This window comes from Aquirufa echingensis, from assembly GCF_042714525.1.
GTDB lineage: Bacteria > Bacteroidota > Bacteroidia > Cytophagales > Spirosomataceae > Aquirufa > Aquirufa echingensis.
On record NZ_JBBKYA010000001.1, the window covers coordinates 212,168 to 227,377 of the forward strand.

The following is a 15,210-nucleotide window of genomic DNA, read 5'->3' on the forward strand; positions in this document are numbered from 1 at the left end:
AAGTTTAGTTCTTTTTATACAAATACCACATGCAAGTACTCAACATCGCCGGCATCACAGAGCCATGCGTTTCATCCGCAAATTCGACAAATTTGGTTTCGATGTTTTTGTAATGGCTTTTGAGTTGATTGTCAAAATAGCGTAAATCTTCGATCGCATCTTTGGGCTCTAAGCTACCAAAGGATAAAAACACTTTGCCATTAAATTCTTTGTGCGTCGCAGCATAATTTTTTTCTTTCGAACGAATTTCATTATTTAAATGAAGGCGTTGCGAAGAGCTATTAATTCCAAAACGATTAAACATTTCTGGCGCTTTAAACATAAGGTCGGCAACCAGATAACCCCCTAAAGAATGTCCTGATATGCCTCGATTCCCATTAAAGCCATATTTATTTTCAATTAATGGAAAGATTTGTTGGGTCAGCGTTTGAAGAAATAAATCGCCTTTTCCTGAAACAGTACTTCCCTCAGGCAAGTGAAAAACCTTGGCGTAGATGACATCATTCAAGGTGTCTTTTGAAAAAGTGTAATCAGGCCAACGGTTGATCAACCATTCACTGGTTGTCTTTTCTGGACCCGAAATCGTTACAACAATCACATCTTCAATCAAGTTTTCAAACTGAAGCGTGCGATGCGCTCCGTGTGCGATGGCCGCTGCATAATACCCATCCAAAATATAATACACTGGATATTTTTTGCTGGCATCATAACTTACGGGCAATGATACCTCCAAGGTGTATTTTGTTTTGTTGAATGTGGATGTCAAATCATACTTTGCCGTTAAGTCTTTCGTCAACGGAAATTGCGCATAAAGCGATTGGGATAGAAATAATATCCCGAGGAATAATAGTTTCTTCATGGTAAATAAATTTATGGGTTAATTTTTATTGGAATAAAGTACACGCATGGTCCGACTGATCATCGCTGGGCCAACCGAGTTATGTGTTTCGTCTTTGAAAAGGACAAACGTCGAATTAAACCCTTGATACTTTTTCAAGCCTGCTTCAAATTTCAACAGATTATCCAAGCCATCTTCTAATTCCGCAATGGAGAAAAACACCTTCGCGTTTAAATTCGTTTGGCCGTAATTAGCTTCGGCTTGAAAAATGTCATTATCCCAAAATAAAAAGGACGGGCTGTTGATTCCAAATTTGGTAAATAAGCCATCTCTTTTGAATAAAAGATTAGCCACATACAAACCACTTAACGAGTGCCCTGAAATTCCCCTTTCGTTATTCGTACTATACTTCGAATCGATCATGGGAATGATTTCATTTTTAATGATTTGATAAAATGTCTCTCCGCCTCCCGAAACCAAACCGGGCGATTTGATATTCCACATGTTCGAAAATGTACTGTCTTTCCTAGCTCGGTAGGTGAACGTATAATCGGTCCATCGTTTCACCAGCCATTCATAATCTGTTTTTTCGTCCCCCGCGATCGAAACTAAAATAAAATCATGAACCAAATTACCCATTTTAAGGGCTTTCATGGCCTCTTTGGCGATAGGAAACGCATAATAACCATCCAACAGATAAAAAACAGGATACTTCTTTTCTTTGGTATAGGTGGTCGGTAACGCTACCGAAATTTTATAGGTGCGGTGGTTTATGGCCGACGTCAAATTTATCTCGTCGGTGTGCATGGGCGCTGTGCTCCATTGGGCATTACCCAAACTAACACATGCAAAAAGCAAAATAATGGAAAGGCTGAATTTCATTTAGCTGTTTAGATTAGTTCTTTTTATACAAATACCACATACATTTATTCAACATAAGCGGGATGACCGACGCATGGGTTTCATCGGCAAATTCAACAAATTTGGTTTCGATGTTTTTGTAATGACTTGTTAATTGACCATCAAAATATCGAATATCTTCAATCATTTCTTTGGGTTCAAAGCTGCCAAATGAAAAATATACTTTTGCTTGATAGTCTTTGTTTGTTTCTGCAAATGATTTTTCAATATGTCTAATCTCATTGGACAGCCAAAGCCCTTGAAATGAGCTGTTTATACCAAAACGCTCAAACATGTTTGGCTTTTTAAACATGACATAAGCCACGAATTGTGCCCCCATGGAATGCCCAGATATCCCCCTTTTCCCATTGAAACTGTATTTGTTCTCGATAAAGGGAAGTATTTGATTGCTTAGGGTCTGTAGAAACAGTTCCCCTTTTCCTGAAACGGTGCTCCCTGCGGGTAGATTAAACATTTTTGCTTGTTTCACATCGTTTATCGTGTCACGTGAAAATGAAAAATCCGGCCACCTGTTAATGATCCATTCACTTGGCGTTTTTTCAGGCCCCGAAATTGTTACAACAACCACATCTTCGATTGAATTGTCTAGCTGAAGAAATCGATGCGCCCCATGTGCTATGTATCCCGCGTAATACCCATCTAAAATATAATACACGGGATATTTTTTATTGACATCATAGGTTACAGGCAATGATACTTCTAGCGTGTATTTTTTATTATTGTATTTCGAGGTCAAATCAAACTTTGCCGTTAAGTCTTTCGTCAAAGGGTATTGCGCATACATCGAATGAGCAAACAAGAGGACAAAAAAGAAGCAAATGTGTTTCATAGTCGTTGGGTAAATTAAATTGTAGTTATTGGTACATGCGAAAACCAAAATACGAAATCGCGCCAAAAGGGAAAATACAGTATATCAAACAGGACCATTCCATGCGCAATCATATAAAGGCCTACGATCAACGGAAATACCCAACGCGCTTTGGCTTGTTTACGTTCGCAATAAATGATCAGGAGAAAAACCACATAAAGCGTAAAAATCGTGGTCAAATAGGCCACAAATGGGTCGCTAATCACCCGAAAGGCAAAGCGAATAAAGGCCGGTTCGATGAATGCCAAACCTGTCACAATCATTCCCCGCGCATGTAATTGGTAATCCTTTTTGTACCGAATCGCAATGAAAAAAGCGGTCGCCAAAATGACCAAATCCTTGCATGAATTAAACGCCCCCACTAAATCATTATCCGTCAGCGGCCCTTGATGAGGTATGCGCGAATGGGTTAACAATAGGATCGAAATAAAGATCAGGGGAATCAGCAGATAGCTTATTTTTCCAAGCAAGCGATGAAGCGCTACTTGCTTTTTCCGAATTAAAATCGGTTGGATAATCAACAAGCTCATCCAAAGAATAAGCACCGTGGCATGGAAATGAAAATAGTAGGAGAAGTTGGCCGTTCCATTGAAAAATTTGGCAAAATACGATGGCCAAAAACCCAGGCATACCAACAGGATTAATCCGAAAAAGTAATAGCCTGATAAATCAAAGCGCAATTTTTTTACCTGTTTTTCCATGTGTGTAAACTTCAAGAATCAAGATAGTTTATTCCGATCAAGCGACAAATGTGACATCGAATAAACATGTTCCCAAAAAGGAAAAGGGAACAAATAACAAACAAAAAAGCCGACCAAGGGTGGTCGGCTTATACATTTAAAGATTATAACTTTTCCTCACCATCCAAAAATACCACTTATCCGAAAGTATCTTTCTTAGCATTAACAGCATGGGGCCTGGTTTACCTACAGCATAACGAATTTGATTACTATTGTCAGTTGCAGACTTAAAGATCATTCTGGCCACCACTTCTGGGCCTTCGGCGTCTTTCATTACTTTTTCTGCCGCTTCATTAAACTTTTGAATAAACCTGTCATATTGATTGGTGTCAGTAGGTTTAATAAACTGACGACTTCTTCCATAAAACTCTGTCACAATTGGACCTGGTTCGATGAGTTTCATTTTAATATTAAATTGATTTAACTCATAATGTAAGGACTCTGTAAAGCCTTCAACTGCAAATTTAGTCGCATGGTATATACTGTAAAGGGGAAAGGTAATTTTACCACCCATACTAGAAATTTGAATAATAGTTCCGCCTCCCTTTGGTCTCATCATTTGAATCGCTTCCCTTGTGACACGCATTAATCCGAAGACGTTCGTATTAAATTGTTTTTCAATAATTTCATCTGACATGGCTTCGAAAGTTCCATCTACGCCGTAACCTGCGTTGTTCACAACCACATCAATTTTACCAAACTCCTTTTGCGCAAACGACATCGCCATTTGAACACTTGCTAGGTTAGTTACGTCCAATGCGTATAATTTTACATTGGGGTACTGATTGAAATCTGTTTCGGTTTCCGGATTTCGTTGGGTAGCAATCACATTCCAGCCCCTGTTAGCGAATTCATAAACAGTTGCCTTTCCTATGCCACTAGACGTCCCGGTAATTAAAATGTTCTTATTCATCCTTTAATTGTTTGATTTTGAGCAAATCTATTGTCATAATTCCAAACCTACAACATTAGAGCATAGTCTATGGTTGACATTTATTTTTAATCCTCTATATTTGTTACATGCTTATAAATGAACTATCTAAAAGAACGGGGCTTTCTGCGCATACCATCCGCTTCTATGAAAAGTCGGGCTTGATTGAAGGCAAACAAAATGAAACGGTTAAATCGAATAATTACTATCACTACGATGAGGTGACCGTTGAAAAATTGGAGTTCATCCATGATGCCAAATCGGTGGGGTTTACCATCAAGGAAATAGGTCTAATGATTGATGCATGGTATAACCAAAAATATAGCAAAGCACAAAAACTGGAAATACTTGATGAAAAGTTGATTTCTTTAGACCAAAAGTTGAAGGAGATAAAGGAAATGAAGAAACAGATACTTCATTTCAAGGGTGATGTGTTAAATGATAGGTGCTAAGATAAAAAACAAAAAAGCCGATCATTTCTGATCGGCTTGCTCCCTCTCCTGGGCTCGAACCAGGGACCCCATGATTAACAGTCATGTGCTCTAACCAACTGAGCTAAGAAGGAATTTTGTTCCTATTGGGACTGCAAAAATAGGGGGACAATTCATTAAATGCAAGATTGCCCCCCATTTTTTTTGAAATTATTTCTTATCCGCTTTCTTGGCCTCCTTTTTCTTCACGACTTCACCATCCTTCAACTTCTTCGCAACCGTCGCATAAGGACCCGAAATGATCTCCTGGCCTTCCTTCAAGCCCGAGATAATCTCGATGTTCTCAAAGTCTGATATTCCCGTCTTCACAACGACTTGCTTAGCCTTACCTTTCTCTTCCACAAATACCACCTCTTTCGTGCTCTCCTTACGTTTCTTCGCCGCATTCGCATCGTCCTGTGTGGTTACCGCTGCTCCATCTGCTGGCTTCTCTTCGCCTTCTTTTGCTTCCGCTGGTGCACCTAATTCGCGTGTGGTTACCGCCGACAAAGGCACCGTTAAAATATTCGTTTTGGTATTTGTCAAAATCTCCACCGATGCCGTCATGCCTGGCTTCAAAGGATACGATAATTTTCCTTGGATCAAATCCGCATAAGAGCTGCGCAACACGCGAATCTTCACCTCAAATTCCGTTACCGCATCCGTCGTAACAGATTGCGCTGTACCCGACGAATTTGCCGAACTAGCCACTTCGTACACCACGCCCTTAAACTTGCGCTCAGACGAAGAGAATGCGTCTACATCGATTAATACCGTATCACCCAAACTCACCCGCGTAATGTCATTCTCATTCACATTCACACGCACTTCCATGTTATTCAAATTCGCGATGCGCAACATCTCCGTTCCCGCCATCTGTGAAGTTCCTACCACGCGCTCACCCAATTCCACATTCAACTTCGAAATAATCCCACTTTGTGGCGCATAAATCGTCGTCTTCGTTAAGTTTGTCTTCGCCTCTTTAAACGCTGCCTCCGCAGATTTTACGTTGAAGTTGGCCGCCTTCACATTCGCCTTCGCCGCTTCTAAATCTTGTTTGGCGACTAGATAGGCCGACTGGAACTGATCGAAATCTGAATCCGAAATCACCTTATCATTGTGCAAACGATTATTCCGATCAAAGTCTATTTTCGCCTTGCTCAATCGGGCTTCGCTTTGTGCTAATACCGCCTTACTCTGCTCTGAACTAGCCTTCATCGCATTCACCTGCGCCTCCGCACGTGCTAACAAAGACACATAGTTGTCCGGACGAATCTTCAATAATTCCTGACCGGCAACGACAGAATCTCCCTCAGCAACTTTCAAGGATACAATCTCCCCAGACACATCCGGCGACACTTTCACCTCAACCTCCGGCTGAATCTTACCTGAAGCAGAAACCTTCTCTACAATCGTACCTTTTAGGACTTTGGCATATTCCACCTCCGTAGGCTCCGCCTTCCCAATCCACTCCATCTTCTTCGCCAAAGCCAAGCCTCCAAAAATCAATATCACCACACCTGCGATGATCATCCATGTTTTTTTGTTATTCATAATCTTAATTGTTAGTCAGTCGCTAGTCAATAGTCACTAGTCAGGTTGTTTAATTTTTTCATTTAAAATATACTCAGCTTTTCCTCTGAGGGTCCCTAGGTTAAAACCTAGGGTTATAAAAAATTCTTATGCCACATCTCTTCACTCTTACTTCTAAACTCTTACCTCTTCATTCTTAGCTCTTAACTAAAACGTCAAACTCTTCCCTTGGTAATAATCCAAAATCTTCGTCCGAAACACAAAATCATATTTCACTTGAATCAAGGCCAAACGCGCCTTATCCAAATTCGTCTTCTGTAAATTATAGCTCACAAAATCAATCGTTCCCGCGTTAAAACGACTCTCTGACGCTCGGAAACTTTCCTCCAAGGCCGAAACTTGTTGGGAAGATGCCTCATATTTATTCGCCGCATTCACCATGTTCACATAAGCCTGCTCAATGTTTTGACGCAAAGTCAAACGTGCACGATCAGCCTCAATTTCTGCATTTTGCTTCTGCAAGCCCGCCTGCATTACCCGCGTGCGGTTCGCATATTTGGCAAAAATCGGAATGTTTAAATTCAACGAAACTACCTTATTCTGCGTATTATTTAATTGATCAAAATACGCCACCGTCGTTCCCTCGCCATATTTCGGCTGTACCGTTGAAACCGGATAATTCGTTCCTCCTATTGCTACAGATCCTAAGTTGACCGTTTGCGTGCCTAATAATTCCACCGACTTCAATGCGTTCGATTGATTCGCCGACCAGCTTCCACTCATCGATAGGGTAGGGAGGCGTAAGGCTTTCGCAACATCCACGCCTTTCGAGGCTCCTTGCACACGGAAATCCGCGGCACGAACCAAAGGCTGAATGTCCAAGGCTTTGGCATAAATCGCATCGACCGATAAATCATAAGCCTTCGAGGAAGGAACCGGCACTTGAATCCGTTGCAAATCAAATGCCCGAATGCTCGAATCATTCAATAGTTGTTGCAAGGTCAATTTGTTGATGTCTAAGGTACTTTGAAAAGACACGACATTGGATTCTTCATTCGCTAATTGTGCCTTCAAATCCAAAACATTCGATATCGGCAAAGTACCTGCAGTCACTAATTTCTGCGTACGCTCAATTTGTAATTTGGTGATTTCCGTCTGCGCTTTGGCAATCGATAATTGATCCTCCGCATTCAAAATGGATAAATAAGAAAGCACCACCTGCAAAGCAATATTCTCGCGCATCGATTGCAAATCCTGCTGCGTCGCCTTCAGTGAAAACTCATTTTGCAAAACCGTATTACGCAACTGGCCACCATTAAAAAGCGTCATATTGGCATTCAAACCGATGTTGTTGTAATTGATATTCCGAGAATCGTAACCATTGGTATACGGGTTAATCGACCGACCAAAACTCGCCGCTTGATTAATATTTCCCCCCAAAGATGGCAATTGATTGTATTTCGCTTGTTGGTACGTCAACTCCGCATTCTTCAAGTTCACCTCATAAGACTTCACCGTCAAATTATGCTGCAGCGCGATGTCCACGGCTTGGCTTAAACTCAAATGAACCACCTGCGCATTGCCTTGAATGGCAGTCTGCGCGTGAGCTCCCCAGGACAATCCTGCCAACAAGGTAAGCGAAAGGTATTTTTTAATAGACATAGGCGTCGATAGAATTAGTTCACAATAATACACAAATGCGTTTTGTGCAAGTTTGATTTTTGGATAAACGGCAAGAGTCGCTGATAAAATCCGCGATTACTGCACAACAGGGAAACGGCGTTTCGCCTCCGCACGTGAAAAAGCATTAAAATGCCACCACTCAAATTCAATCCGCATAAAGCCCGCTGCTTGCATGGCTTCCCGCAAAATCAATCGGTTTTGATAAGCTTTTTGGCTTAGTTGGCCTGATGCCAAAAACACCTGCTCCTTGGAAGGATAGGCCAAATCGCCAAAAAAATCATATTTCGTTCCCATGTCCAAGGGCTTTCCGTTCGCATCCGCCACCGTTAAATCCAAAGCAGATCCATAGTTATGAATGGAATGTTGCTTAGGATCCGCCACGTATTTTTGGCGCTCCGAAGGCGGATATTGCGTTAGCGTATTCCAAAGTACCCATTGAATGGAAAGGGGACGTGCGGCATCGTAAATCAATAAATGAAAACCTGGGTGTTTCTTTTCTAGGGCAGCCTGCGCTTGTTGAAGCATCGCCATAACCGGTTTTTGCACATAGGCATGTCGCAGACAACCATAAACATCCTTGCCCATGAAATTATCCGCCGTCCCATATTTCAATTCCACCAAAACCCCGGGGGCATTGGATGTAACCTCAAGCAAACCTTGTTTTTCCATGGCAAGCTCATACGAACACGTCGTTTTTTGTGCCCAAGCAGCAAAGGTGAGGAGGACTAAGGCAATCGTGCGCATAATAATCGGAGATTTTGCCTAAATTTAACCAAATTTCCTCGACCCTATGGCATTAAATTGGATTTGGTTTTTATTCTTCGGTGTGGCATTTGTAGTCGCAATCATTCAATATCTCTTCTTTGGGAATGCCGAAATATTCAAAATCCTCGTGGATGGCATGTTCGATTCCGCTGAACTAGCCGTCATGAAAATTGCCTTGCCTTTGGCAGGTGTTATGACTTTTTTCATGGGCATCTTACAAGTAGGAGAGAAGGCGGGAGCGATTCAATTTTTAGCCAAACGCATCGGACCCTTTTTCACCCGTTTGTTTCCGGAAATTCCCAAAGACCATCCGGTGCACGGGCAAATGATCATGAATTTTTCAGCCAATTTATTGGGTTTAGACAATGCGGCGACGCCTTTTGGTCTGAAAGCGATGCAGAGTTTACAAGAAGTAAACCCCGATAAAGATACGGCCTCCAATTCTCAAATCATGTTTTTGGTACTGCATTCCGCAGGCCCTGTATTGATTCCTTTGAGTATTATGGCCCAACGGGCCATTTATGGAGCGCAAGACGCCTCTGATATCTTCATTCCTTGCCTCATGGCAACTTATGCGACGACAATTACGGGTCTGATTTTTGTATCCATCAAACAAAAAATCAACTTATTAGAACCTGTACTTTTCGCCTGGTTGGCCGGCCTAACCGCCTTTCTCGGAGCCATCTTGTGGTACTTCAGTTCCTTACCCAAAGAGGCCATCGAAATGCAGTCTAAAGTCTTCTCGAATGGCTTTCTATTCTTGCTGATTTTCTCTTTCATTGCCGCGGGAATGCGCAAGAAAATTGACATTTTCGGAACGTTTGTGGAGGGCGCTAAAGGCGGATTTGAGACTTCCGTGAAAGTCATTCCATATTTAGTGGGGCTATTAGTCGCGATTTCTTGCCTGCGTAATTCGGGCGTTTTGGGCTATATGGTTGACGGAATCAAATACTTGGTGGATTTGTCGGGCATCGACAACCGCTGGGTGGATGCGATGCCTACCGCCTTGTTGCATCCAGTGAGTGGCAGTGGATCGCGCGCGATGATGATTGATACGATGAAAACTTTCGGATCTGACTCTTTTGTGGGGCGCCTATCCTGTGTATTCCAAGGCTCTGCTGAAACCGTTTTATACGTCGTGGCTTTGTATTTCGGATCTGTTCAGGTGCGCAATATTCGATACACCTTGTGGGCGGGCTTGTTCGCAGATTTTGTTGGAATCGCCACTGCGATTTGGGTGAGCTATTTGTTCTTTGGCTAGTTCAAAGGCAAAACCAAAGAGACATTTCCGCCGATAACATCCGGTTTCCAAAGACCTTTGTCGGCGCCAAGCGACGCCTTCAAATGTGCATCATATCCCATCAATTGGACAGGTCGTTGCCATTGCACACCAACAGATACCTGCTTGAGGGCATTGGTATATTCATTTCCGTAGGATCCAATTGCATTGGATAAACTCCCTCGGATCAGAATTTCATTTTCGCCCCATTTTCCACTCGCGGCAACATAAAAAGTTTCAACCCGACTGTTATCGAAATACACAGCATTCCCTGGAGAGAGGTCTGTTTCAGAGTCCAAAGTCATGAGCGGCGTTCCTATCCCGTGACCCATATAGGTCCATCCATCGCGATAAACACTATTATTTTGATAATTATCTTGGCCTCTTAAAATCCCAATATTGCCAGCGCCACCAGAACCGCCTTGAGATGTCGCATTAAAATATTCAACAACAAGTTTCAATATACCTTGATCTGCCTTTCTTGTGAATGCAATCCCATGCAAACCGTCGGTAATATTATTTCCATAATACAGCGATCCGTCTTCATAAATACTTTGGCGATAGAAAAATACTTTGGCTTTTTTCCAATCTATTTCCATTCCAATATCCACAGAACCGAGGTGATTGCCTAATCGATTCCAACCATCATTGACACCATATGTTGCGGTATCTCCGCCTACTACGTTCATACTTTGGCCCGTAATCATATAGATGTATTCTTTCAAACCCGTTACAATCTTCCCATTACGTGCCGCGATATTATAGGGATCGGCATATTTTAATGTTCCGCCCCACTGCACTTGATGATTAAATCCACCGTAAAATTTAAATAACCAATTGGGCTTGCCTAATCGGCCATAAAATGACTTTTGATGCAAATAAAAATCTGCCACATCGCTTCGTTGGTTTTCAAACCACCCGTGTGCATAATTACCCTTAAAACCGACAACGCCATTAATAAATTTAGGAGCCCAATAGTCGTTGACAACCAGATTAATCATGGGCATAGGAAGCGCATTGCCCGACCAAATATAAGATCCCGAACTGAGCGTCGAGTCACCTAATCCTTGGATTTGTTTCTTGCGACCCGCTTGTAATTCAAATATGCCAAATTTGCCTTTCAAATAAGCCTCTTGCAACAACACATCAGCTTTGGTTTCGGTTAAATTAACCAAAGCTTTAACACCATAACCCCAACTTGTACGCTTATTTACTTTGAAAAAATCACCAAATGACACCCCTGCGGTAGCATAACTTTCTTTGGTTGGTACGGCTCCATATTGATTTGCGCGCAACCAGAATGGGGTGTAGGTTCCCGAAGTTAATCCCATGCCTAACTCAATGCTGGGTTCTTTTTTTTCCTGCGCTTGAGCGCCGAAGGCTAGCAACAATACAAATATGAAGGCGCAAAGACGCATGAAATCGGTTTTAGGCCTGCAAAATACGAAAAAAGAATTAAGAAATCTGTGGAGACGCGATAGACTTAGAGTGTGTGCAATATGTAGAGACGCGATACCTCGCATCTTTCTTAACATATTAACGCGATTATCACATCTCTACAATTCTGACAAACGGTTAACCAACATACTGATTATTTATAACGAATTCGATTATCGAATTGACCACAAATGAAGTATAAAGTACATTTGTCAAACAACCTTAACCACTACAAAATGCTAGCTCATAAAACCAAAAAAACGTTACATTTGATTATGAAAAGAAGAATCCAAATCTTTCCAAAGGATAAAAAACAGCGATTAGCCTTGACTCAATGGCTACGCGAAAACAATATCCCATATGAAGAATTAGATTCAAAATATGATCCGGCAATTGTTGAAAAGGTTCTCGATGGAAAACGTAATATTGAAGAGGGCAATTTTATCAAATTTACGCCGGAAATGTTGTGGAAATAATACTATCACCACAAGCGCTATTAGATTTGGAGTATTGGAAGTTCACAGGCCAGAAATTGATATTAAAAAGGATTGAAGCTTTATTAGATTCCATACAACAAGACGCATTTAGGGGAATCGGGAAACCTGAAAAACTTCGATTTCAACTTGCGGGTTGTTGGTCCAGACGTATCAATGCTAAACACCGAATCATTTACGAGATAACCAACAATTCCATACTTATATTGAGTTTAAGGGGGCATTATTTATCGTGAATAATAGAGAATCGCGGCATCTATACTACGTACTATTTCCCTGCGGACTATCGGCTGATGCGTAAATGACATAAAAGGCAAACAGACGCGAGGTATCGCGTCTCTACAATATGGGAATTACTCCACCCTCGCCACCAACTCAAATCCCAAGGAGTCAATACGTAATCGCACTTCGTGCCGATTTTTAATCCCCATCACTTCCGCTTGTTGGCCTTTCAAGGCACCCGCATCAATGGTAATAAAATCACCTACTTGAAGCGTATTTCCAAATACCTCAACGGCTGCATGCTCCGATAAAAATTGTTGGATCGCCAAAATCTCATCGTCTTGAATGACGGCTGGCTTTTGTAACCAATAGACAAAATTGACAACGCCTAGGGTCCGACGAACCGTTGCGCTTTGTTTCTCTAAATCAATATTGACAAAAACGTACGAACGAAAAAGAGGCTCCTCGGTGACTTTTCGTCGGTCCGACCACTGTTTTTCGCGCTTATTTACGGGGCAATAGGCCTCGATTCCTGCCTCTTTTAAACGTAAGGCCACTTTTTTCTCTGTGCGAGATTTCGTGTAAACCGCATACCAGGCCATCTTATAATCGAGCGTCTACGATGGATTTATCTAAAATTGATTTGATATCAAAAAGCACCCCATCTTTGGCTTTCAATTCGCCAAAGGCGAGATCCAAAAATTCCCGGTGCGCCACTGTTAACACAATGGCATCATAGGCCTGACCTAATTCCGAAACAAGACTGATACCATGCTCATGTTTAACCTCTTTGGCATTCGCCCAAGGATCATAAACATCCACTTCCATACCGAAATCAAACAGCTCTTTGTAAATATCTACCACCCGCGAATTTCGAATATCCGGGCAGTTTTCTTTAAACGTGATGCCCAACATTAAGGTTTTGGCACCGCCGATTTTCTTTCCTTTTTGAATGAGTAATTTGACCAACTTATTGGCAACAAAAATTCCCATGTTATCATTAACTCGTCGGCCGGATAGAATAACCTGCGGATAATAGCCCAAACTCTCCGATTTATGCAATAAATAGTATGGATCGACCCCAATACAGTGGCCGCCTACTAAACCGGGCTTAAAATTCAAGAAATTCCATTTGGTTCCCGCAGCTTCTAAAACCTCGGTCGTGTCAATGCCCATCCGATCAAAGATTAAGGAAAGCTCATTAACAAAGGAAATATTGACATCGCGCTGAGCATTTTCAATCGCTTTACTCGCCTCAGCAACTTTTAACGATGAGGCCTTGTGCGTGCCAGCGACGATAATCGATTTATATAATTGATCCACCCACTCCGCAATTTCCGGCGTAGAACCTGACGTAACTTTTTTGATCTTCGTTAATGTATTAACCTTATCGCCAGGATTAATGCGCTCTGGCGAATAACCACAGAAAAAATCCTGATTAAAGACCAATCCCGAGTGTTTTTCCAACACCGGCACACAATCTTCCTCCGTGCAACCTGGATAAACCGTGGATTCATAAATCACCACGTCACCCTCTTTCAAGACCTTACCGATCATCTCAGATGCCTTTAGCAAAGGAGTCAAATCAGGCTTTTTGAAATGATCAATAGGCGTAGGAACCGTAACAATAAAGGTATTACAAGTCGCTAAATCCGCCACTTGTGAAGAAAAACGCAAATTTTTCGATTCAGCTAATTGGCCCGCACTAACCTCTTGGGTACGATCTACTCCCGACTTCAATTCATCAATGCGCGAAGCGTCGATATCAAAACCCAAGGTCGGATAAATCTTCCCAAACTCCACAGCCAGTGGGAATCCCACATAGCCCAAACCTATTATCGCAATCGATGGATTCATCTTATTTGGTAAATAATTGTACGTCGGAAGCCATCATGTCTTTCACCAAAGCAGGTAAATCATATTGCAATTTCCAGCCTAATTTTTCCTTTGCTTTGGTAGGATCACCGATCAACAACTCAACTTCTGTAGGGCGGAAATAACGCGGATCAACTGCCACGACTTCCTTACCAATTTCGACTTGATACAAAGGATTGTTGCACGCGGCAATAGTTGCAACTTCATTCACACCCTCGCCTGTAAATTTAATTTCAATACCTACCTCACTAAATGCCATGCGGATAAAATCACGAACGGTCGTCGTAATTCCTGTTGCAATTACAAAATCCTCCGGTTTTTCTTGCTGCAAAATCAACCACATTGCCTCAACATAGTCCTTGGCATGTCCCCAATCGCGTTTCGCGTCTAAGTTTCCTAAATACAATTTATCTTGTTGGCCCAACGCAATCTGCGCCACACCCCTTGTAATTTTTCGTGTTACAAAAGTTTCTCCACGCAATGGAGACTCGTGGTTGAACAAAATCCCATTCACAGCAAACATATCATAAGCTTCACGGTAATTCACCGTAATCCAATAGCCATATAATTTAGCAACGGCATAAGGAGAGCGTGGATAAAAAGGTGTTTTTTCCGACTGAGGAACCTCTTGTACCAAGCCATATAATTCCGACGTGGACGCCTGATAAATCTTTGTTTTCTTGGTTAAACCCAATAAACGAACGGCTTCCAAAATTCGCAAAGTACCAATTCCATCAACCTGAGCAGTATATTCGGGTTCGTCAAAAGAAACTTTGACATGTGACATCGCGCCTAGATTGTAAATTTCATCTGGCTGAACGTCCTGAATGATCCGAATGATATTTGTCGAATCACTTAAATCACCATAATGCAAGTGGAAATTGGATGAATCAACATGCGGATCTTCATATAAATGATCGATTCGTTGCGTATTGATCAAAGAGCTTCTACGCTTAATTCCATGAACTACGTAGTTTTTACTCAACAACAATTCTGCTAAATAGGCTCCATCTTGACCCGTAATACCCGTAATTAAGGCTACTTTTTTATGCTGTGACATACATCCAATTTAATGACTCCTTGCGGAATATTTTTTCAAACCTCAAAATTACGAAATTTTAGCAGAGCACTAAAGCTAATTCGTGAAAACACTT

Annotated in this window: 16 protein-coding genes and 1 tRNA gene; 4 read left to right on the plus strand and 13 right to left on the minus strand. The window is 41.7% G+C overall.

Annotated elements, in window-relative coordinates:
• Window positions 1-4 precede the first annotated feature (4 nt).
• The 5 genes from SKC38_RS01040 to SKC38_RS01060 form a co-directional block, all read right to left on the minus strand.
• Window positions 5-859 (minus strand): alpha/beta hydrolase, encoded by an 855-nt coding sequence (locus tag SKC38_RS01040; RefSeq protein ID WP_377974337.1) that lies wholly within the window; start codon window positions 857-859, stop codon window positions 5-7.
• 18 nt (window positions 860-877) lie between these two features.
• A complete protein-coding gene (locus SKC38_RS01045; RefSeq protein ID WP_377974339.1) occupies window positions 878-1,720 on the minus strand; it encodes an alpha/beta hydrolase in 843 nt (280 codons plus the stop codon).
• A 13-nt stretch (window positions 1,721-1,733) separates the two neighbouring features.
• On the minus strand, window positions 1,734-2,588 hold the full coding sequence (locus SKC38_RS01050; RefSeq protein ID WP_377974340.1) for an alpha/beta hydrolase: 855 nt from the start codon (window positions 2,586-2,588) through the stop codon (window positions 1,734-1,736).
• A gap of 14 nt (window positions 2,589-2,602) precedes the next feature.
• Window positions 2,603-3,328, minus strand: coding sequence for a hypothetical protein (locus SKC38_RS01055; protein WP_377974342.1), 726 nt, complete (start codon window positions 3,326-3,328; stop codon window positions 2,603-2,605).
• Between the two features lie 136 nt (window positions 3,329-3,464).
• Entirely contained in the window at window positions 3,465-4,280 is an 816-nt protein-coding gene (locus SKC38_RS01060) for an SDR family oxidoreductase (RefSeq protein WP_377974344.1), read from the minus strand.
• A gap of 107 nt (window positions 4,281-4,387) precedes the next feature.
• Between SKC38_RS01060 and SKC38_RS01065 the strand changes: the two genes are divergently transcribed.
• Window positions 4,388-4,750 carry a MerR family transcriptional regulator gene (locus SKC38_RS01065; protein ID WP_377974345.1) on the plus strand — a complete coding sequence of 121 codons (363 nt, stop codon included), beginning with the start codon at window positions 4,388-4,390 and terminating at the stop codon, window positions 4,748-4,750.
• A 39-nt stretch (window positions 4,751-4,789) separates the two neighbouring features.
• Here SKC38_RS01065 and SKC38_RS01070 read toward each other — a convergent pair.
• The 4 genes from SKC38_RS01070 to SKC38_RS01085 all read right to left on the minus strand — a co-directional run bounded on the left by SKC38_RS01070 (window position 4,790) and on the right by SKC38_RS01085 (window position 8,728).
• Window positions 4,790-4,863 (minus strand) — tRNA-Asn (locus SKC38_RS01070).
• Between the two features lie 76 nt (window positions 4,864-4,939).
• The gene (locus SKC38_RS01075; RefSeq protein WP_377974347.1) at window positions 4,940-6,322 is read right to left on the minus strand and encodes an efflux RND transporter periplasmic adaptor subunit; all 1,383 of its coding nucleotides are present in this window, start codon (window positions 6,320-6,322) and stop codon (window positions 4,940-4,942) included.
• A gap of 186 nt (window positions 6,323-6,508) precedes the next feature.
• Entirely contained in the window at window positions 6,509-7,963 is a 1,455-nt protein-coding gene (locus SKC38_RS01080; RefSeq protein WP_377974349.1) for a TolC family protein, read from the minus strand.
• Between the two features lie 96 nt (window positions 7,964-8,059).
• Window positions 8,060-8,728, minus strand: coding sequence for a M15 family metallopeptidase (locus SKC38_RS01085; protein ID WP_377974350.1), 669 nt, complete (start codon window positions 8,726-8,728; stop codon window positions 8,060-8,062).
• Between the two features lie 46 nt (window positions 8,729-8,774).
• Here SKC38_RS01085 and SKC38_RS01090 point away from each other — a divergent pair, with 46 nt between their 5' ends.
• Window positions 8,775-10,010, plus strand: coding sequence for a nucleoside recognition domain-containing protein (locus tag SKC38_RS01090; protein WP_377974352.1), 1,236 nt, complete (start codon window positions 8,775-8,777; stop codon window positions 10,008-10,010).
• Here the strand turns inward: SKC38_RS01090 and SKC38_RS01095 are convergent.
• The gene (locus SKC38_RS01095; protein ID WP_377974353.1) at window positions 10,007-11,446 is read right to left on the minus strand and encodes a capsule assembly Wzi family protein; all 1,440 of its coding nucleotides are present in this window, start codon (window positions 11,444-11,446) and stop codon (window positions 10,007-10,009) included. The genes SKC38_RS01090 and SKC38_RS01095 overlap by 4 nt on opposite strands.
• Before the next feature lie 294 nt (window positions 11,447-11,740).
• Between SKC38_RS01095 and SKC38_RS01100 the strand changes: the two genes are divergently transcribed.
• A complete protein-coding gene (locus SKC38_RS01100; RefSeq protein WP_377974355.1) occupies window positions 11,741-11,941 on the plus strand; it encodes a DUF2683 family protein in 201 nt (66 codons plus the stop codon).
• Window positions 11,932-12,195 (plus strand): Txe/YoeB family addiction module toxin, encoded by a 264-nt coding sequence (locus SKC38_RS01105; RefSeq protein ID WP_377974356.1) that lies wholly within the window; start codon window positions 11,932-11,934, stop codon window positions 12,193-12,195. Before SKC38_RS01100 ends, SKC38_RS01105 begins: the two co-directional genes overlap by 10 nt.
• A 117-nt stretch (window positions 12,196-12,312) precedes the next feature.
• Here SKC38_RS01105 and SKC38_RS01110 read toward each other — a convergent pair whose 3' ends face one another.
• From SKC38_RS01110 to gmd, 3 genes are read right to left on the minus strand one after another with little or no spacing between them, the layout of a single operon-like run.
• On the minus strand, window positions 12,313-12,783 hold the full coding sequence (locus tag SKC38_RS01110; RefSeq protein ID WP_377974358.1) for a UpxY family transcription antiterminator: 471 nt from the start codon (window positions 12,781-12,783) through the stop codon (window positions 12,313-12,315).
• Window position 12,784: 1 nt separating this feature from the next.
• Entirely contained in the window at window positions 12,785-14,038 is a 1,254-nt protein-coding gene (locus SKC38_RS01115; protein WP_377974360.1) for a nucleotide sugar dehydrogenase, read from the minus strand.
• Between the two features lies 1 nt (window position 14,039).
• Window positions 14,040-15,116, minus strand: coding sequence for a GDP-mannose 4,6-dehydratase (gene gmd, locus SKC38_RS01120; RefSeq protein ID WP_377974361.1), 1,077 nt, complete (start codon window positions 15,114-15,116; stop codon window positions 14,040-14,042).
• Window positions 15,117-15,210: the final 94 nt, after the last annotated feature.

Coding starts and splice junctions, on each gene's coding strand:
- SKC38_RS01040 (WP_377974337.1), bottom strand. CDS start 859: ATGAAGAAACTATTATTCCTCGGGATATTATTTCTATCCCAATCGCTT.
- SKC38_RS01045 (WP_377974339.1), bottom strand. CDS start 1,720: ATGAAATTCAGCCTTTCCATTATTTTGCTTTTTGCATGTGTTAGTTTG.
- SKC38_RS01050 (WP_377974340.1), bottom strand. CDS start 2,588: ATGAAACACATTTGCTTCTTTTTTGTCCTCTTGTTTGCTCATTCGATG.
- SKC38_RS01055 (WP_377974342.1), bottom strand. CDS start 3,328: ATGGAAAAACAGGTAAAAAAATTGCGCTTTGATTTATCAGGCTATTAC.
- SKC38_RS01060 (WP_377974344.1), bottom strand. CDS start 4,280: ATGAATAAGAACATTTTAATTACCGGGACGTCTAGTGGCATAGGAAAG.
- SKC38_RS01065 (WP_377974345.1), top strand. CDS start 4,388: ATGCTTATAAATGAACTATCTAAAAGAACGGGGCTTTCTGCGCATACC.
- SKC38_RS01075 (WP_377974347.1), bottom strand. CDS start 6,322: ATGAATAACAAAAAAACATGGATGATCATCGCAGGTGTGGTGATATTG.
- SKC38_RS01080 (WP_377974349.1), bottom strand. CDS start 7,963: ATGTCTATTAAAAAATACCTTTCGCTTACCTTGTTGGCAGGATTGTCC.
- SKC38_RS01085 (WP_377974350.1), bottom strand. CDS start 8,728: ATGCGCACGATTGCCTTAGTCCTCCTCACCTTTGCTGCTTGGGCACAA.
- SKC38_RS01090 (WP_377974352.1), top strand. CDS start 8,775: ATGGCATTAAATTGGATTTGGTTTTTATTCTTCGGTGTGGCATTTGTA.
- SKC38_RS01095 (WP_377974353.1), bottom strand. CDS start 11,446: ATGCGTCTTTGCGCCTTCATATTTGTATTGTTGCTAGCCTTCGGCGCT.
- SKC38_RS01100 (WP_377974355.1), top strand. CDS start 11,741: ATGAAAAGAAGAATCCAAATCTTTCCAAAGGATAAAAAACAGCGATTA.
- SKC38_RS01110 (WP_377974358.1), bottom strand. CDS start 12,783: ATGGCCTGGTATGCGGTTTACACGAAATCTCGCACAGAGAAAAAAGTG.
- SKC38_RS01115 (WP_377974360.1), bottom strand. CDS start 14,038: ATGAATCCATCGATTGCGATAATAGGTTTGGGCTATGTGGGATTCCCA.
- gmd (WP_377974361.1), bottom strand. CDS start 15,116: ATGTCACAGCATAAAAAAGTAGCCTTAATTACGGGTATTACGGGTCAA.